At 69.3% G+C, this 17,656-nt stretch carries 18 protein-coding genes; 10 read left to right on the forward strand and 8 right to left on the reverse strand.

All coding sequences use genetic code 11. The annotated features are described in order from the left end of the window. Positions 1-9: 9 nt before the first annotated feature. The 3 genes from ispE to DX912_RS15530 are packed head-to-tail and all read right to left on the reverse strand — an operon-like array spanning position 10 to position 3,214. Entirely contained in the window at positions 10-903 is an 894-nt protein-coding gene (gene ispE / locus DX912_RS15520) for a 4-(cytidine 5'-diphospho)-2-C-methyl-D-erythritol kinase (protein WP_115843907.1), read from the reverse strand. After that, positions 900-1,535 (reverse strand): lipoprotein insertase outer membrane protein LolB, encoded by a 636-nt coding sequence (gene lolB / locus DX912_RS15525; protein WP_115843909.1) that lies wholly within the window; start codon positions 1,533-1,535, stop codon positions 900-902. The genes ispE and lolB overlap by 4 nt, the downstream gene beginning before the upstream one ends. Then, positions 1,532-3,214: a tetratricopeptide repeat protein gene (locus DX912_RS15530; RefSeq protein WP_115843911.1), complete on the reverse strand. Its 1,683-nt coding sequence runs from the start codon at positions 3,212-3,214 to the stop codon at positions 1,532-1,534. Before DX912_RS15530 ends, lolB begins: the two co-directional genes overlap by 4 nt. 104 nt (positions 3,215-3,318) lie before the next feature. Here DX912_RS15530 and hemA point away from each other — a divergent pair, with 104 nt between their 5' ends. The 7 genes from hemA (at position 3,319) to ppk2 (ending at position 9,823) form a co-directional block, all read left to right on the forward strand. Beyond that, positions 3,319-4,614 carry a glutamyl-tRNA reductase gene (hemA, locus tag DX912_RS15535; RefSeq protein WP_115843914.1) on the forward strand — a complete coding sequence of 432 codons (1,296 nt, stop codon included), beginning with the start codon at positions 3,319-3,321 and terminating at the stop codon, positions 4,612-4,614. A 57-nt stretch (positions 4,615-4,671) separates the two neighbouring features. After that, complete coding sequence (gene prfA / locus DX912_RS15540) at positions 4,672-5,757, forward strand: peptide chain release factor 1 (RefSeq protein WP_115843916.1); 1,086 nt, start codon at positions 4,672-4,674, stop codon at positions 5,755-5,757. 136 nt (positions 5,758-5,893) lie between these two features. Then, on the forward strand, positions 5,894-6,355 hold the full coding sequence (locus DX912_RS15545; protein ID WP_115843918.1) for a GNAT family N-acetyltransferase: 462 nt from the start codon (positions 5,894-5,896) through the stop codon (positions 6,353-6,355). After that, positions 6,352-8,046: an O-linked N-acetylglucosamine transferase, SPINDLY family protein gene (locus tag DX912_RS15550; RefSeq protein WP_115843920.1), complete on the forward strand. Its 1,695-nt coding sequence runs from the start codon at positions 6,352-6,354 to the stop codon at positions 8,044-8,046. The genes DX912_RS15545 and DX912_RS15550 overlap by 4 nt, the downstream gene beginning before the upstream one ends. 15 nt (positions 8,047-8,061) lie before the next feature. After that, entirely contained in the window at positions 8,062-8,583 is a 522-nt protein-coding gene (gene moaB / locus DX912_RS15555; protein ID WP_115843922.1) for a molybdenum cofactor biosynthesis protein B, read from the forward strand. Between the two features lie 65 nt (positions 8,584-8,648). Continuing rightward, the gene (locus tag DX912_RS15560; RefSeq protein ID WP_115843924.1) at positions 8,649-9,038 is read left to right on the forward strand and encodes a helix-turn-helix domain-containing protein; all 390 of its coding nucleotides are present in this window, start codon (positions 8,649-8,651) and stop codon (positions 9,036-9,038) included. After that, positions 9,038-9,823 carry a polyphosphate kinase 2 gene (gene ppk2, locus DX912_RS15565; protein ID WP_115843927.1) on the forward strand — a complete coding sequence of 262 codons (786 nt, stop codon included), beginning with the start codon at positions 9,038-9,040 and terminating at the stop codon, positions 9,821-9,823. The genes DX912_RS15560 and ppk2 overlap by 1 nt, the downstream gene beginning before the upstream one ends. 4 nt (positions 9,824-9,827) lie before the next feature. Here the strand turns inward: ppk2 and DX912_RS15570 are convergent, their stop codons facing one another. The 4 genes from DX912_RS15570 to DX912_RS15585 form a co-directional block, all read right to left on the reverse strand. After that, complete coding sequence (locus DX912_RS15570; protein ID WP_181902860.1) at positions 9,828-13,301, reverse strand: autotransporter outer membrane beta-barrel domain-containing protein; 3,474 nt, start codon at positions 13,299-13,301, stop codon at positions 9,828-9,830. A 159-nt stretch (positions 13,302-13,460) separates the two neighbouring features. Further along, positions 13,461-13,730: an acylphosphatase gene (locus tag DX912_RS15575; protein WP_115843931.1), complete on the reverse strand. Its 270-nt coding sequence runs from the start codon at positions 13,728-13,730 to the stop codon at positions 13,461-13,463. Beyond that, complete coding sequence (locus DX912_RS15580; RefSeq protein WP_115843933.1) at positions 13,727-14,335, reverse strand: TlpA family protein disulfide reductase; 609 nt, start codon at positions 14,333-14,335, stop codon at positions 13,727-13,729. The genes DX912_RS15575 and DX912_RS15580 overlap by 4 nt, the downstream gene beginning before the upstream one ends. Position 14,336: 1 nt before the next feature. Further along, positions 14,337-15,602, reverse strand: coding sequence for a YihY family inner membrane protein (locus DX912_RS15585; protein ID WP_115843935.1), 1,266 nt, complete (start codon positions 15,600-15,602; stop codon positions 14,337-14,339). Positions 15,603-15,786: 184 nt separating this feature from the next. Between DX912_RS15585 and wrbA the strand changes: the two genes are divergently transcribed. Genes wrbA through DX912_RS15600 form a run of 3 tightly spaced genes read left to right on the forward strand, consistent with a single transcriptional unit; the run spans position 15,787 to position 17,239 of the window. Beyond that, positions 15,787-16,380: an NAD(P)H:quinone oxidoreductase gene (wrbA, locus tag DX912_RS15590; RefSeq protein ID WP_115843937.1), complete on the forward strand. Its 594-nt coding sequence runs from the start codon at positions 15,787-15,789 to the stop codon at positions 16,378-16,380. Next, positions 16,377-16,709 (forward strand): DUF2069 domain-containing protein, encoded by a 333-nt coding sequence (locus DX912_RS15595; RefSeq protein WP_115843939.1) that lies wholly within the window; start codon positions 16,377-16,379, stop codon positions 16,707-16,709. The genes wrbA and DX912_RS15595 overlap by 4 nt, the downstream gene beginning before the upstream one ends. Before the next feature lie 41 nt (positions 16,710-16,750). Further along, on the forward strand, positions 16,751-17,239 hold the full coding sequence (locus DX912_RS15600; RefSeq protein WP_115843941.1) for an asparaginase domain-containing protein: 489 nt from the start codon (positions 16,751-16,753) through the stop codon (positions 17,237-17,239). 108 nt (positions 17,240-17,347) lie between these two features. Here DX912_RS15600 and DX912_RS18735 read toward each other — a convergent pair whose 3' ends face one another. Beyond that, positions 17,348-17,620 carry a proprotein convertase P-domain-containing protein gene (locus DX912_RS18735; RefSeq protein ID WP_325050591.1) on the reverse strand — a complete coding sequence of 91 codons (273 nt, stop codon included), beginning with the start codon at positions 17,618-17,620 and terminating at the stop codon, positions 17,348-17,350. Positions 17,621-17,656: the final 36 nt, after the last annotated feature.

Consider the following 17,656-nt stretch of genomic DNA (forward strand, 5'->3'; position numbering starts at 1 on the left):
TGGAGCCCGTCAGGGCGCCGGTATTGCCTGCTTCGTCCAGTCCGCCAGTGCACGGTGCAGCGGCGAGGCTTGCGCCCCTTCCGCCACCCAGGCGCGAAGCCCGGTCGGCAATGCGGCCAGCGCCGCCTCGGCGGACTCGCGCGTTGCGAATTCGACGAAACACCCACTGCCGGAACCGGTCAGGCGCGGCGAACCGACCTGCGACAGCGCAGCGAAAACAGCCTCGACGGCTGGTTCGCGCGCGCGCAACACCGGCTCGAACGCATTCCCGAGCGGCACGCCCGAAACGAAGTCCGACATTGTCGCGGGCGGGGCATCACGCGTCAATTCAGGGGATTTGAACAAAGTCGCCGTGGGCGCATGGACGCCCGGGTCCGCGAGCAGGTACCAAGCGGGCGGCAGATCGACCGGAGAAAGCTCCTCCCCCACCCCCTCAGCCCACGCATTCTCACCGCGCACGAAGACTGGCACGTCTGCGCCCAGCGTCAGGCCGAGCTCGGCGAGTCGATCTACATCCAAGCCCGTGCGCCAGAGCGCGTTCAGGCCGACCAGCACGGTCGCCGCGTCCGACGAACCGCCGCCGAAGCCGCCGCCAGCCGGAATGTGTTTATCAACGATGATGTCGGCACCTTGCGCGCACTTGGTCGCCGATTGCAGCATCATCGCCGCACGAACCGTCAGATCGTCGGCCTCATCGACGCCGGGCGCTGAAGGTCCATGCCGCCGGATTTGCCCGTCGTCCCGGATGCGAAGTCGAACCGAATCGCCCCACTCCAGAATGCGGAACACCGTCTGGAGGAGGTGGTAGCCGTCGTCGCGGCGGCCGGTGATCCGCAGGAACAGGTTCAGCTTGGCGGGCGCGGGCCAGGAGGTCCACGCCGCCGCCTGATCGGCGTCGCTCATGGGGAGGCGCCCGGCTTCCACTCGTCGACGATCAGCCGAACCTTGGCGTCGCCCTGCGTCGCGGTCAGGCGGGCCGGGAGGACCGGTCCCGGCGCGGCAGCCGCATCCGGCTGCCACTGCGCGTAGTCGATGACCCAGCCGGCCTGCGCCAGCCGGACCGGACGATTGCCTTCGCCGTAGACGATCCGCGCTTCGCCGAAACGGTTCGGGTCGGCGCCCACGCCGCGAACCCAGTCGGCCAGCGCCCGCACGGGGATGTTCCAGCCGGTGGTCTCGCGAAGCAGCGCCTCGATGTCGGCGCCTTCGCGCGGACCACCCTCGATGCCCTCCAGTCGGCCGCCGCTGTCGTCGCCGCTCAGGCGCCAGCTCTGGCGGGTGACCGGCGCGCTGAGCGACACGGCATAGCGATCGCCCGACTGCTGCCAGTCGATGCGCCCGCTTCCGCCCTGCTTGCCATTCGACACCGCAATTCGCCCGGACAATGACCACTCGGTCAGCGCCGCACGACGCTCGTCCTGCGCGCGCGCCTGGGCCTCGTCGACGGGCACGGACGGCACACGGGTCGGTTGCGAGACGCAACCGGCGAGCAGCACCGCAGCAACCAGCGGCGCGAAAAGGTTGCGAAGCCTCATGCGCCGGTCTTCTCCAGCGCGCGCTTGAGCGAGCGGTTGTCGGGATCGATCTTGCGGGCTTGTTCGAAGTACTTGCGCGCCTCGTCCTTGCGACCCAGCGACCACAGCACCTCACCCACGTGCGAGGCGATTTCCGCATCCTTCTGCAAGGTCAGCGCGCGACGCAGTTCGACCAGCGCCTCTTCCTTGCGGCCCATGCGATAGAGCACCCAGCCGTAGCTGTCGATGATCGCGGCGTTGTCCGGTTCGGCGGTGCGCGCGCGCTCGATCAGCTGCAGCGCTTCCTGGTAGCGCGTCGTGCGATCGGCCAGCGTGTAACCCAGCGCGTTGAGCGCGGCGACGTTGTCGGGCTCGGCGACGAGGATCTTGCGAAGGTCGGCCTCGGCGCGCGGGATGTCGTCGCGGCGCTCCCAGCTCAGGCCGCGCGCGTAGAGGATTTCAGGATCGTCCGGGAAGGCCGCAAGCCCGCGCGCGAAGGCTTCCATCTCGCCGGCGGCATCGTCGTCCTTGGAGCGCAGCGAGGCTTCCAGCAGATAGGCATCGCGGCGCGCTTCGTCGTCGGCCGACGCATCGGACTGCAGTTCGCGCAGCGACTTGTAGGCTTCGTCGCCGCGCTTGAGTTCGTGCAGCACGTTCGCCGCGCGCAGGCGCGCCGACCAGCGCTGGCCTCCGCCGGGAACTCCGCGATACCACGTCAGCGCTTCGTCGTAGCGCTCGAGGAACTCGGCGATCTGGCCGAGCAACAGGCGACGCTGCGGATCCGGATCGTTCGACCGCGCACGCAGTTCGTCGTAGAGCCGCGCGAGGGAGGTCTTGTCTTCGGCCTGGGCGAGCAGCGCCGCGCGCAGCGAGTAGCTCTGGTCGTCCTGCGGGCCCTTCGCCAGCACGGCCTCGGCGGCGGCGTAATCGGCCATGCGGTGGTATTCGTCGGCGATCGCACGACGCAGCTCGGCGTCGTCGCCGGCCTGTGCGGCAAGCGACTCGAGCAGCTTGCGGGCCTCGTCGGTCTTGCCGTTCTCGCGGAGCTGGCTCGCACGAAGCAGGCCCACGCGCGCCTCGCCCGGGAAGCGCTCCACGACCTCGGCCACGATGCGCTCGACGAGCTCCGGCTGCTCCAGCGCCTGCGCCAGTCCGCCGAAGGCCAGCCACGCCTGCAGCTTGTTCGGGATGCGGCCGCTGTCGACGAGCTTGTCGAGCAGGCGCGCCGCCTGCTTCGGATCGCGCGCACCACCGGACAGCACGCCCAGCGCCTGCCGCCAGCCGGCGTCGCCGGGGGTCTGCAGCAGCTCGGTCAGATGTTTGCGGGCCTCGCGCTCGTTGCCGCGGCGGATGGCCAGCACGGCTTCGGCGGCGGCCAGGTTCAAGCCCTCCCCGCCCTGCTTGCGCCACAGGTCCAGCGCCTGCGCGGCGCGTTTGTCGTCCTTCGCGAGCAATGCGATGCGCGTCGCGCGCTCGGCCAGGGCGACGTCGTCGGCCTGCCGCGCGGCGTCCAAGTACGCCTGCGCCGCGTCGTCCAGGCGGCCGGACTGCAGCGCGAACTCGCCCGCCAGCAAGGCTTCCAGCGAGGCGCTGGTGGGATCGTCCGGGGAGGTAGGTGACGCCTTCTCGGCCGCGAGCAGCGGCGTGAAGACGAGGGCGGCGACAAGGGCGAAACAGAGCGTGCGCGAGGCAGCGGGCATTCGAACGGGCCTGATGGAAGCCGGGACGGAACGGGGCCGGTAGAATATCGGCCTCCGGGTAGCCAGCAGCTTATCGCAAGCACCTGAACGAAGGTCCGGCGTCAATGAGTTTGTTCGTACTAGGCATCAATCACCAGACCGCGCCGGTCAGCCTGCGCGAGCGCGTGGCGTTTTCGGCCGAGACGGTGCCGGCCGCGCTGGATGCCCTGAAGACGCTTCCGCAGGTGCAGGAAGTCGCCCTACTCTCCACCTGCAACCGGACCGAGCTTTACGCCGTTTCGAACGACGACGGCCAGGCGCTGGCCGACTGGCTTGCCACGCATCCGGACGACATCGGCGATCTGCACGCCTACCTCTACCGCCATCGCGACGCCGACGCGGTGCGTCATCTGTTCCGCGTCGCGACCGGGCTCGATTCGTTGGTCCTGGGCGAGCCGCAGATCCTCGGCCAGGTGAAGGATGCATGGGCCACCGCGCGCCACGCCGGCACGCTGGGCAGCCAGCTCGACCGCCTGTTCCAGCACGCCTTCACCACCGCCAAGCGCGCGCGCACCGACACGCGCATCGGCGCCAATCCGGTGTCGGTCGCTTCCGCCGCGGTGCGCCTGGCGCAGGAATCCTTCGCCCGGCTGGAAGATTCCACGGTGCTGATGATCGGCGCCGGCGAGACCATCGAGCTGGCAGCGCGCCACCTCGTGCAGGCGCGCGCCAAGCGGCTGCTCGTCGCCAACCGCACCCTCGCCCACGCGCAGGAACTGGCCAGCCGGCACGGCGGTTTCGCGCTACCGCTAAGCGAGATCGACAAACACCTGGGCGAGGCCGACGTGGTGATTTCCGCCACCGCCAGCCGCGATCCGATCCTGCAGCGCCCGCACGTCGCCGCCGCGCTCGCCACGCGCAAGCACCGGCCGATGCTGCTGCTCGATCTCGCCGTGCCGCGCGACATCGCGCCCGACGTGGCCGAGCTGAAAGACGTGTTCCTCTACACGGTCGACGACCTGGAACGCGCCATCGAGGACAACCGCCGCAGCCGCCGCGAAGCCGCGACGGAAGCCGAGGCGATCGTCGAGTTGCAGGTTGCGCGCTTCACCGAATCGATGGTCGCCAGCACGCGCACCGAGCCGCTCAAGCGCCTGCGCGCGCACGGCGAGGCGGCAAAAGCCGACGTGCTCTCGCGCGCACAGCAGCAGCTCGCCGCCGGCCAGGATCCGGCCGAAGTGCTGAACTACCTCGCGCACACGCTGACCAACCGCCTGCTGCACGCGCCGACGATCGCCCTGCGCGAGGCGGCGCTCACCGGCAACGCGGAACTGGCGCGCGCGGCGGAAAAGCTCTTCGCCGAGGGCGACGTCGCGCGCAACGAAACCCCGGTCGAAGGACACGACAAGCGCGAGGCCTAGCGACGCGCAACCGCGTCCGCTTCGCCCGCCTCTCGTTCCTCGCACCGGTCTTCGCCCATGACACCCAGCCTGCGCCGCAAACTCGAAGCCCTCGCCGAACGCCGCGACGAACTCGAACGCCTGCTGTCCGATCCCGGCGTCATCGGCGATGCGGACCGCTTCCGCCGCTTCTCGCGCGAGTTCGCGCAGCTCGAACCGGTGGCGAACGCGCTGAAGGCCGAAGCACAGGCGAAGGACGACCTGGCCGCTGCGCAGGCAATGCGCGACGACCCCGAACTCGCCGAACTCGCACAGGACGAAATCGCCGCGGCTCAGGAACGCCTTGAGCGCCTCGACGCCGAACTGCTCGCGCACCTGATCCCGAAGGACCCGCGCGACGAAGGCGACCTGTACCTGGAAGTGCGCGCCGGCACCGGCGGCGACGAAGCGGCGATCTTCGCCGGCGACCTGTTCCGCATGTACGCGCGCTATGCGGAACGGCAGGGCTGGAAGGTCGAGATCGAGTCGGGCAGCCCGGGCGAACACGGCGGCTTCAAGGAAGTCATCGCGCGCGTGGAAGGCCGCGGCGCGTATTCGAAGCTGAAATTCGAGTCAGGAACGCATCGCGTGCAACGCGTGCCGGAAACCGAATCGCAGGGCCGCATCCACACCTCGGCCGCGACGGTGGCGATCATCCCGCTGGAAGCCGAAGGCGAGCCGATCGAGATCAATCCCGCCGACCTCAAGGTCGACACGTTCCGCTCCAGCGGGGCGGGCGGCCAGCACGTCAACAAGACCGAATCGGCGATCCGCATCACGCACGTGCCCAGCGGTGTCGTGGTCGAAAGCCAGACCGAACGCAGTCAGCACGCCAACCGCGACAAGGCGATGAAGCGCCTCACCGCGATCCTGGCCGAAGCGCAGGCGGCGAAGGCCGCGGCGGCCCAGGCGTCGATGCGCAAGCTGCAGGTCGGCAGTGGTGACCGCAGCCAGCGCATCCGCACCTACAACTTTCCGCAGGGCCGCATCACCGACCATCGCGTCGAAGGCCTGACGCTGTACGACCTGCCCAACGTGATCCAGGGCGACCTGGACGAGCTCGTCGCGCGCCTGCAGCACGAGCATCAGGCCGACGAACTGGCGCGGCTCACGCAGGAAAGTTGATCCTGCTTCAGCCCCTCTCCGCCTGCTGGACAGCTGGGGTGAGGCAAACCGGAAACCGTGCACCGATACGATCGACGCCAGGCGCTCCCTCGCGCGTTGACTACAATCGCGAAACCCCCGAGCACGGACCCGCCCCATGCCCCTCGCGATCAAACGCGCCACGCTGGACGACCTGGACGCCGTCGTACCGCTGTTCGACGCCTACCGTCGTTTCTACGAACAGCCGTCCGATGAAGCGCGCGGTCGCGGGTTCCTCGAAGCACGACTTCGCGCGGACGAGTCGGTGATCCTGCTCGCCACCGACGAAGGCCGTGCCGTCGGCTTCACCCAGCTTTATCCGATGTTCTCGTCCGTGCGAACCGGGCGACTGTGGATCCTCAATGATCTCTACGTCGATGCCGGCGCGCGTCGCAGCGGCGCGGGCCGCGCCCTGCTCGATGCCGCCGCCGCGTTCGCGCAAAACGACGGCGCGGTCGGCATCGTGCTGGAAACCACGCGCGACAACGCCACAGCCCGCGCGCTCTATCGCGGCGCGGGCTGGGAGGAAGCGGACACGCAGTGGTACTCGCTGTCCTTCACGGCGCATTCGAACGCATGAACCACGCCGTCGATCCACGCACCGAGCTGCGCCGCGCACTGGAGCGCAATCCGGGCGACGGCTTCGCGTGGATCCTGCTGGCCGAACACGAGCTCGATCGCGGCGACGCGGCGGCCGGCGAAGCCGCGGCGCGACGCGCGCTCGCGTTGCGTCCCGGGCATCCGGAAGCGCTTGCGCGCCTCGGCCGTGCGCAGTGGATGCTCGGTCGCAAGAGCGACGCTGCGGCGAGCCTGCGGGCCGCGGCCACGAATGCACCGGATCACCCCGGCATCGCGCTGTGGCTCGGCCACGTGCTCGAGGATGTCGGCGAAGCAGAGGCCGCGTCCGACGCGTATGCCCGCGCGTATGCGCTTGCGCCGCAGGAGCCGCAGATCGCTGCGTACCTGCTGGCGTGGCGGCGCAAGCTGTGCGACTGGCGCGATCTCGACGCACTCGCCGCGCAGGTGCGTGCCGCGGTGAACGACGGCACGGCGTCGGTCGAGCCGTTCGCCTTTCTGAGCGAGGACGCCAGCGCCGCCGAACAGCTGCGCTGCGCGCGCCTTCGCGCCGACATGCTCGCCCGCCAGATACGCCCGATGCCGCCCGCGCCGCCGCGCACGCACGAGCGCCTTCGCGTGGGTTTCCTATCGAACGGATTCGGCGCGCATCCCACCGGACTGCTGACCGCCGCGCTGTTCGAGCAGCTGCGCGAACTCGACGAACTGGACGTTCACCTGTTCGCACTGAATGCCGACGATGGCAGCCCGATCCGCGCGCGCCTGCAGGCCGCGGCGCACGCACTGCACGACGTCGCGCAGCAGCCGCATGCGCGGGTGGCGCAGCGCATACGCGACGCCGGCATCGACGTGCTGTTCGACCTGCGCGGCTGGGGCGGCGGCGGCACGCCGGAAGTGCTCGCGATGCGTCCGGCGCGCGTGCAGGTGAACTGGCTCGCCTATCCCGGCACGTCCGGCGCGCCGTGGATCGACTTCGTGCTGGCCGATGCATTCGTGCTGCCGGACGGCATCGAGCGCGATTTCAGCGAACGCGTCGTGCGACTGCCGCGCTGCTTCCAGCCGTCGGACACGACGCGCGCCATCCTGCCGCCGCCCACGCGAGCCGAGTGCGGGCTGCCCGAGGACGCGGTCGTGTTCTGCTGCTTCAACAACAGCTACAAGCTCAACCCCCGCAGCATGGCGCGTGCGTTCGCGGTGTTGCGCGAGGTCCCCGGCAGCGTGCTCTGGCTGCTCTCGGGTCCGGGAAACGCGGATGCGCGACTGCGAGCGGCCGCCCAGTCCAGCGGCGTGGACCCGCAGCGTCTGGTGTTCATGCTGAAGCAGCCGCACGCCGCATACATGGCGCGCCTGCAGCACGCGGACCTGTTCCTCGACACCGAACCGTACAACGCGCACACCACCGCATCCGATGCACTGTGGGCCGGCTGCCCGGTGCTGACACGACCGGGCGCGACGTTCGCCGCGCGCGTCGCCGGCAGCCTGAACCACCATCTCGGCCTGGACGCGATGAACGTCGACAGCGACGAGGCCTTCGTCGCGCGGGGCGTCGCGCTGGGCCGCGATCCGGCGTCCTTGCAGGCCCTGCGTGCGCAGCTCGCGCAGCGTCGTCGCGAGAGCGGCCTGTTCGACATGGCCGGCTTCGCGCGAGATTTCACCGACGCCGTGCAACGCATGGCGCGTTCCTCCAGTACGTAGGAGTACCCTGCCCCCATGACCGCCACCGCCGACCTCATCCCGCTCAACCTGTGCGTGCTCACCGTGTCCGACACGCGGACGCTGGCCGAGGACAGTTCGGGCGATTACCTCGTGCAGTCGCTTGTCGAGGCGGGACATCGCCTGGCCGAACGCGCCCTGCTCAAGGACGATCGTTACCAGCTGCGCGCCGTGGTATCGCGCTGGATCGCCGACGAGAACGTCGACGGCGTGCTCGTCACCGGCGGCACCGGTTTCACCGGCCGCGATTCCACGCCCGAGGCGCTGCTTCCGCTGCTCGACAAGCAGATGGATGGCTTCGGCGAACTGTTCCGCGCGGTGAGTTTCGACGAGATCGGCACCTCGACGCTGCAGTCGCGCGCGTTCGCCGGGCTGGCGAACGGCACGTTCGTGTTCGCGCTGCCGGGCTCGACGTCGGCCTGCCGCACCGCGTGGGAGAAGATCATCCGCGCGCAGCTGGATTCGCGTACGAAACCCTGCAACCTCGCGACGCTGCGTCCGCGCCTGCGCGAGCGCTGACGCGCGCGTCACCGGCGCGGCGTCACCGTCGCCATTGTTCGATCCACATCAAGCCGGAGTGAGACATGTCGCTGGACACCACCCTGCGTTTGCTCGCCAAGGCCAGCGGCATGAGCGCCGCCGACATCGCCACCGCGATCCCGCGCGCCGGCGTTGCAACGGTGAGCGCCTGGCTTCGCGGCGAGAAGCTTCCCGGCCGCGAACAGCTCGACGCACTGGCGCGCGCGTTCGGCGTGCCCGCTGGCGCGCTGCTCTCGGAACTGGCGAGCACGCTGGATCCGGCGCGCACGCAGGGCGAACACGACCTGCTCGCCGCCTATCGCGCGCTCGACACGCGCCAGCAGGGCGCATTGCTGGAAGTCGCGCGCAGCATGGCCGGCACGCGTCGCCGCAGTACGCCGAAGTCCAACGCGGGCGGCACGTCGCGCGCCCGCACCCGCCGGAGCACGACGTGATGGCCAAGCTCAAGCGCAAGGAATACGAAGCGGCACTGGAGCCGCTGCAGATCGAACTGGTCGAGATGGCGCGCTGGCTGAGCGACACCGGCAAGCGGCTGGTGGTGCTGTTCGAAGGCCGCGACACCGCCGGCAAGGGCGGCGCGATCGAGGCCATCGCCGAACACCTCAACCCGCGCCAGTGCCGCATCGTCGCGCTGCCCAAGCCCACCGACCGCGAACAGACGCAGTGGTACTTCCAGCGCTACGTGCCGCACCTGCCGGCGGGTGGCGAGATCGCGCTGTTCGATCGCAGCTGGTACAACCGCGCCGGCGTCGAGCGGGTCATGGGCTACGCCGACGCCGAACAGGTGCGCACCTTCCTGCGCCAGACGCCGGTGTTCGAACAGCTGCTCGTCGACGACGGCGTGCTGCTGTTCAAGTACTGGCTGTGCTGCGACCAGGCCAAGCAGGAGGAACGCTTCGCCGAACGGCTGCAGGATCCGCTCAAGCGCTGGAAGCTTTCGCCGATCGATGCCGCCTCGCGCGAGCACTACGACGACTACACCAAGGCCCGCGAGGCGATGCTCAAGGCCACGCACACCGAGCACGCGCCGTGGACGCTGGTGGATTTCAACGACCAGCGTCGCGGCCGGCTCGCGCTGATCCGCGACCTGCTCTCGCGCGTCCCGGACAAGCGCACGCCGGAGCACTGCATCGAGTTCCCGCCGCTGGAAGGCAAGCCGAAGAAGGAACGCTACTCGGTGATCAAGCCGATCGTCCCGGACGACGACGACGCCGACTGAGCGGTCACCAGTTCCAGCGCAGCCCGAGCTTGCCGTCCCACGCGTCGAAGCGGTTGCCGCCGAAACTGCGCTGGTAGCCGATGTTCGCGTAGAGCGACGTAGTGCGACCGAGTTCGCGCGTCATGCCGGCGTTCAACTGCCACCACGTGCCGGAAATGTCGGCCTGGAACGGCAGGTCGCCGTTGCCGGAGGAGAACAGCGTCAACGGCTCGCCCTTGAACTCGTGCCACACGTTCGCGCGCAGCCAGCCGCTCATCAGGCGTGGCGCGCCGTCGCTGGCCGGCTCCAGCCGCCAGTCGCGCGCCCAGCGCACGCCCAGGCGTGCGGCGAGCGATTCGGCCTCGCGGAAGCGCACCTGCGCGACGACGTCGTCGCCTTCGAAATCGTCCACGCGCTGGTAGACGATCTGCGCCTGCGGTTCGAAGCGCGATTCCTCCTCGGCGCGTTCGCACTTCAGCCGCATGCCGCCTTCGACCGACGCCGCCCAGCCGAAGCTGTCGGACTTCAGGCGCAGGCCGCGCACCGAATGCGATTCCATGTCGCTCCAGGTGCCCTGCAGGACGGTGTCGACGTAGCTGCCGCACGGCCAGAAATGCGTCCAGTAGCCGCCGAGCGACGTGCCTTCGACCTTGTCCTTGCCCACGCGCAGGCGGTTGTAGTGCGTCACTTCACTTTTGATGCGCCCCTGCCCGACGTAGAGGCCCGCGTGGTCGCGATGGTCGTCGTCGTGCTGTTCGCGCCACACGTCGGTACCGATCTGCAGCGCGAGCACGTCGAATTCGTACTTCGGTCCGGTGCCGAGGATGCCGCGACGGTCGCCTTCGACGTCGCCGTCCTCGGCGATCACGCGCACCCACGCGCCGTTGAACGACGTGCGCGATTGCAGGTCGTCGCGGTCGCGTAGTTGTTCTTCCTCGCCGACGCGCTCGTGCAGGTTGCCCAGCGTCGTCCAGCCGAAGCGCAGCGCCATCGCCGGCAACGCGGCGTACAGCGACACTTCGGCGCGATAGTTCGGCACCGGCGGGAACGGCGTGGGCGGATCCGGCGGCGTCGGCGTCGGCGGCACCGGGGGATCCGGCGGCGTGGGCGGTGTCGGCGGCTCGGGTGGATCCGGGGGCGTCGGCGGCGGGTCCGGCGGGTCCGGATCCGGCGGATCGGGGTCGGGCGGCGGCGGATCCGGCGGGATGTCGCACCCGGGCGCGGAGGGATCGAGTGTGCAGTCCAGCGTGGAGCGCAGGTACCAGTTCGACGGGCTGGAACCGTCGCGACTGCCGCGCTGCAAGGTGTATTCGTACGCGCCGGCCAGCACCAGCGAGCCGAGCGCGAATGCGTTGGTACCGGTGATGCCGCCGTTGACGGCATCGATCACCAGGATGCCGTCGCCCGACGTCAGCGCGCCGGCGCCGCCGGCGTTGGCGACCATCAGGCTCGCGGTCCCGGTCGTCGCCTGACCGCCGTCGATGATCAGCACGTCCGATGGCGAGCCGTCCGTGTCGAGGAACGTGTTCACCGCGAGCGTGCCGCTGCCGGCGAAGTAGTTGTGCGTGGCGAGCCGCTTGAAATTGCCGTTCACCGGCGGCGCGAACGCCACCACGCCGGTGTTCCTCAGGTCGCCGGTCAGCAGCGAATCGGCGGTGACGGTCCACTGGCTGCTCGCATCGACGGTCACGTCGGTGACGCGATACGCCGCGCCGTTCCATTGCGACCGGTCGGCCAGCGAGATGTTCGTCTCCGCGCCGGCATCGGCATAGGCGTTGCCGCGCAGGCGGCTGTTTCCGGTGAGACCGAGGTTCACCAGCGTCTGCGTGCCCGTCGTGCGCGCCACCGAATACAGCACGAAGCCGGCGTCGGATGCCACGCTCGCGCCGCCTGACATCGCCATGTCGAACAGGCCGTCGGCCACGAGGGTGTTGCCGAGCTGGCTCGACAGCGTGCCGCCGCTCATCGTGACGCGATTGACGTTCGCAGCGCCCAGGCCCGTGGACGAGATGCCGCGCGTGTTCGCGCCCGTCGCGCGCACGGTGCTGTTCGTCAGGTTGATGACGCCCGGCGCGGTGAAGGTTTCCAGTCGCAACGCCGCGCTGCCGCCGGAGGTGTTCACCGTGGTGCCGGTGGCATCGATCGTGCCGTTGGAAATCACCATCAGGCCGCGCGAATTGGTGCCGGTCGTAGTGATGGTGTTGTTGGTCAGTTCGATGCGACTGTCGCCCGCACCGTTCTGCCCCGCGTATGCGCCCACACCGGTGATGGTGGGCACGGTGATCGTCGTCCCGTTGCTGACGATCAGCGCCTGCGCATCGGCGGTTCCGCCGCCGTTGCCGGTGCTGGCGCGCAGCGCGGCGATCTGGCTCGCGGCGAACGCCTGGAAGGAAGGCCCGAGCGAGGGGTTGGCATTGACGAGGTTCGGGCTCGACGGCGACAGGATGCGATACGCCGGGTTGTGCGTTTCGTTGTTGCTGACGTAGACGTCGCCGAGCGCGATCCGGCTGTTGCCGGTGATCCTGACGGTGGCATCGGCGGACGTATTGCCGCCGGCCCCCTGGCTGCCTGACAAGGCCCACACGCCGGCACCGAGGCCGGGACCCTGGACGGTGAGGTTCGAGAACGAGGCGTCGGCGTTGTTCACGGCGATCACGCCCAGACCGGAGTTCGACGTCGTGCCGACTGACGCGGGAGAGGTGGGGAAATCGAGCGTCAGCCCGCTGGCGAGCGTGGCGGTGGTGTTGTCCACCGTGACGCCCACGCCGCCCGTGCCGGACATCCGGATGTTGAAGCCGGTGGGCAGGTTCAACTGGCCGCCGTCGTGCAGATACACGCCCATCGCGTTGCCGCCGCTCAAGGTCAGCAGTGTCGGTGCGGATACGGTGATGACGCTGCCCGCCCCCGATGCGCCTAGCCCGACGGCCTGCGTCGCGCGCGACTCGATGCTGACGTTGCCCAGCAGGTTGATGCGCCCGCCGCTTTCGGCGATGGCGCCCTGCCCGTTCAACACGGGATTGGATGCGGTCGCGTTGTTGAGGTATGCGCTGTCGGACGCGTCGATGCGCCCCCCGATTGCGATCAGCCCGCCGCCGACGCCGCTGCCGACGATGTTCGCGCCGGTCAGCGACACGAACGCATTGGCTCCGTTCGCGAGCACTGCATGACCGCTGGTGGTCGTCAGCGCAAGCGATCCCGTCGTGACAATCTGGCCCGTCCCGCTGGCCTGCAGCGCGTTGCCGCTGGCGGTGATGAAGCGGATCGCGCCGGAACCGCCGATCGACGAGTCGATGCGCAGCGTGCCGTTGGTGACGTTGGCACCTGTATTGCTTCCGGTCGATGTCACGGTCGTGCCGCTGACCACGACCTGTTCGGAACCATCCGTGACGTTGACCGGCCCGGTGATCGCGCCCGGCCCGATCGCCAGCGCGGGCGGCGCGCACGCGAACAGGAGGGCGCCTGCCCAATCCTTTCGCCGATTCCGAAGCGCGGTGTGCATCGCGAGACTCAAACGTCGCTGTGTCCGCGTCGCATGCGCGCGCGGCACCGGGGCCTGTTCCATGGAGCGATCCCTCGATCCGTGGCGACCGGCGTGGTCGTCGCGCAGTCAGTGTCCAGCAGGTTCGGTGAAACCGGGCCTCACAAAACCGAACCGGGCTCAGCCGGTCACGAAGCCCTCGCCGGCTTCGTCGTCGCGCGCCGGCATGCGCTCCAGGTCGTCCACGCGCGCCATCGGGGGGCCTTCGCGCAACCAGGCGGCGAGTTCATCGATCGCCGCGTCATCGCCGGCGGCGAGCACTTCGACGCGGCCATCGGGCAGGTTCTTCGCGAAACCGCGCAACCCCAGCGCCAGCGCGCGATCGCGCGCGGACGCGCGGAAGAACACGCCCTGCACCTTGCCGCTCACCACGAAGCGCGCGGCGCTCATGACTGACCGGCCGCCTGCGGGCCGCCTGCTTTCGCGATCGCCGCTTCGATGTCCTTCGCGGTGACCGGGCCGAGGAACTTGTCGGCGACGCGGCCATCGGGCGCGATCAGGTAGGTCATCGGCAAGCCGCGCGGCGTGGCGAAATCGGCCGGCGGATTGAACGTGTCGACGACCGCGATCGGATACACCACCGGATGCAGCTTCAGGAACACCTTCATGTCGTCGGCGCTGATGTCCTCGTACGCGAGGCCGAGCACCTCGACGTGTTCGCGCATCGCATCGAGCGCCGAGAGCTCGGGCATTTCCTTGAGGCACGGCTTGCACCACGTCGCCCAGAAGTTCACCACGACCCACTTGCCGCGGCGCGTTGCGAGGTCGTACTGCTTGCCGTCGACGGTGGCGATGACGAGCTTGGGCACCTCCACGCCGCCTTCGCTGAGCGGATGGTCGGCCGTCTGCGGCAGCGTCAGGGCGCCGGTGTCGGACGGGGTCTGCGGCGCGGCGAGGTCGGTGTCGGCGGGTTTGTCCTTCTGGCAGCCGGCCAGCAGCGCGGCCGTGACGACGGCAGCGGCAAGAAAGGAACGCGGGTTCGCGCGGCTGTGCATGTCAGACCTCGTCGGATTGGATGGAGGACGCGCGCCGCTTGAGCAGCTCGCGCAGGGGAAGGCGCAGTTCGTCGAGCGCGGCGATCGCGGAGCGTCCCAGTGCATCGTCGCGGCACGGCAGCACCGCCTCGGTCACCGGAATGCGCAGCTGGCAGGCTTCGTACAACTCGGCCAGCGAAAGTTCGTCCAGGTTGCGCGTGAGCAGCCATTCGCCGGTTTCGGCGCGGCGCACGACGTTGATGGTGTTCAGTTGCGCGAGCATCTGCTGCACCAGCGCATCGGTGAGCATCGGCTCCATTTCCTCGATCTCGTCGCTGTGCAGGCCGCGGCCCTGCTTGCGGCTGTCGTTGAAGCGCGCGAGCAGGCGCAGCAGGCCGTAGATCTCGAAGCCGAGCGGCAGGCGCATGCCGACCGGCTGGTAGCGGAATTCCGACATCGACGAGGCCAGCGACGCGCCGAGCAGGATGGCGACCCAGCTGAGGTAGATCCACAGCAGGAAGATCGGCACGAACGCGAGCGTGCCGTAGATCTTCGAATACGAATTGAAGTTGCCCAGGTACAGGCCGATGCCCCACTTCACGATCTCGAACAGCACTGCCGCCAGCGCCGCGCCGGCGAACGCGTGGCGCCAGTGGATCGTGCGATGCGGCACGACGCGGTAGATCGCCGCGAACGCCAGCCACTCCAGCGTCATCGGCGACAGGCGCAGCATCAGCGTCTGCAGCGTGCGGCCGGCGTCGGTCTCGAACATCGACATCGCGAAGAACTTCGCCGACAGCGCCAGGCTCGCGGCGGCCATCAGCGCGCCCAGCGTCAGCACCGTCCAGTAGACGAGGAAGCGCCCGATGCGCGGCCGCGCGGACTCCACGCGCCAGATGCGGTTGAACGCCGACTCCACGCCGTTGAGCGTGATCAGCAGCGACACCACCAGCGCGATGATGCCGGCCGCGGTGAGCTGGCCGGCATTGGCCGAGAACTGCTTCAGGTACGCCTCGACCGACCGCGCCGCGCTGGGCACGAAGTTCGAGAAGATGTAATCGCTCAGCCGGTCGCTCCACTCGCCGAACACCGGGAACGCCGACAGCACGCCGAAGACCACCATCGACAGCGGCACCAGCGCGAACACTGTCGTGTAGGCCAGCGCGCCCGCGGCCTGGAACAGGTTGTCCTCGAGGAAGCGGCGCGCGAGGAAACGGAAGAACGTGCCCACGCGGGCGCGGTCGCGCGCGCGTTCGCTCCAGCGATACAGGGAATCCAGTGGCTCCATTCGGCGGAGGGTAACCGATGGGACTGCGCTGCGGAGTCAGCGTCCAGCCCCTCTCCCATTGGAAAGGGGTTGGGGTGAGGGGCGACGAAGAGACGGCATCGACGTCCCCATGCGCTCGCAACGCTCTGGTTTCCACACCGCTCCCCGCTCCCACTATCCTTCCCGTCTCGATGAGGAGGACGCAATGCCCGAGATCCTGGTGCTCTATTACAGCCGCGGCGGTTCGGTGGCGCGGTTGGCGCGGCAGATCGCGCGCGGCATCGGCGAGGTCGACGGCATGTCCGCGCGCATCCGCACCGTGCCGCCGGTATCGGCGGTGACCCAGTCGGCCGCGCCGCCGGTGCCCGAAGACGGCGCGCCCTACGTCGAGCCGCGCGATCTGGTCGAATGCGCCGGCCTGGCGCTGGGCAGCCCGACGCGCTTCGGCAACATGGCCGCGCCGGTGAAGTACTGGCTCGATGGCCTGGTCGGCGAATGGACCAGCGGCACGCTGGTCGGCAAGCCGGCGGCGGTGTTCACCTCCACCGCGACGATGCATGGCGGCCAGGAATCCACGCTGCTGACGATGATGGTCCCGCTGCTGCACCACGGCTGCGTGCTGATGGGCATTCCCTACACCGAGCCGGCGCTGAGCACCACCCGCAGCGGCGGCACGCCGTACGGCGCATCGCACGTGGCCGGCAATTCCGACGACCCGCAACCCACCGACGAGGAAGCGCAGCTCGCACGCGCGCTCGGTCGCCGGCTGGCGACGCTGGTCGCCAAGGTGTCGTCGTGAACGCCCGCCACGTGCTGGTGATCGGGCTGCTCGCGCTGGCGGCGCTGTTCATCGCCTGGTTCGCGCCGCATCCCTCGCCCGTCGCCGAACTGCTGGTCTTCGCCTTCCCGCCGCTGGCGCTGGCGATGGGCGTGCTGCGCCGCAGGCGGACGGCGCCGTTCTGGGCCGGCGTGCTGGGGCTGGCGTGGTTCAGCCACGGCGTGATGGTCGCCTGGTCGCGCCCCGCCGAACGCGGCTTCGCGCTGGCCGAAGTCCTGCTGGCGCTGGTGGTCATCTTCGCCGCGAGCCTGCCCGGGCTGCGGGCGCGGTTCGCGAAGAAGAAGGCGTAGCGCCTGTACAATTGCGCGCAATCCACAGCGCGCGCACTTCGATGGACCAGCTCTGCATCGTCACCACCGGCGGCACGATCGACAAGATCTACTTCGACGACAAGTCGGACTACCAGATCGGCGAGCCGCAGATCGGCGGCATCCTGCGCGAACTGGGCGTGGCGTTCCGCTTCAACGTGATCCCGATCCTGCGCAAGGATTCGCTGCACATCACCGCCGAGGATCGCGAGCTCATCCGCGCGACGATCGCCGCCCAGCCGGCCAAGCACGTGCTGCTGACGCACGGCACCGACACGATGGTCGAAACCGCGAAAGTGCTGTCGAGCCTGACGGACAAGACCATCGTGCTGACCGGCGCATTGAGCCCCGCGCGCTTCCGCGGTTCGGATGCCGAATTCAACGTCGGCTGCGCCGTCGGCGCGGTGCAGTCGCTGCCGCCGGGCGTGTACATCGCCATGAACGGCCGCATCTGGGACCCGACCAAGGTCCGCAAGAATGTTGAAGCGAACCGCTTCGAACCGAACGCCTGATCGTCCGATCGCCCGACAAGAAAAGCCCCGGCGGTTGCCGGGGCTGAATGCCGCGCGGAGATCGCGGCCGGGAGGATGGCGTGTGCAGGCGCGCTTTGAGCGTCTTCCTCAGAACGTGATCGACCAGCTGTTGATGTAGCCGGTGTCGCCGGCCGCGTTGTCGTTCACGCGCAGCTTCCACGTACCGTTGAGCGCCTCGCTCGACAGGTTCTTCGAGTACGTGCCGGTGAGGTTGTCGGCGCTTCCGCCGGTGCGGTTGTGGATGTTGTAGAGCGTGCCGTCCGGCGCGACGAGGTCCACCTTCAGGTCGCCTCGATACGTGTGGACGATGTTGACGTTGATCGACGAGGTCGCCGACGCGTTGCCGGTGCGGCCGGACACGGTGATCGGGCTGTCGACGGTGGCGTTGTCGCTGAT

Source organism: Lysobacter soli (assembly GCF_003382285.1).
Taxonomy (GTDB): domain Bacteria; phylum Pseudomonadota; class Gammaproteobacteria; order Xanthomonadales; family Xanthomonadaceae; genus Lysobacter_J; species Lysobacter_J soli.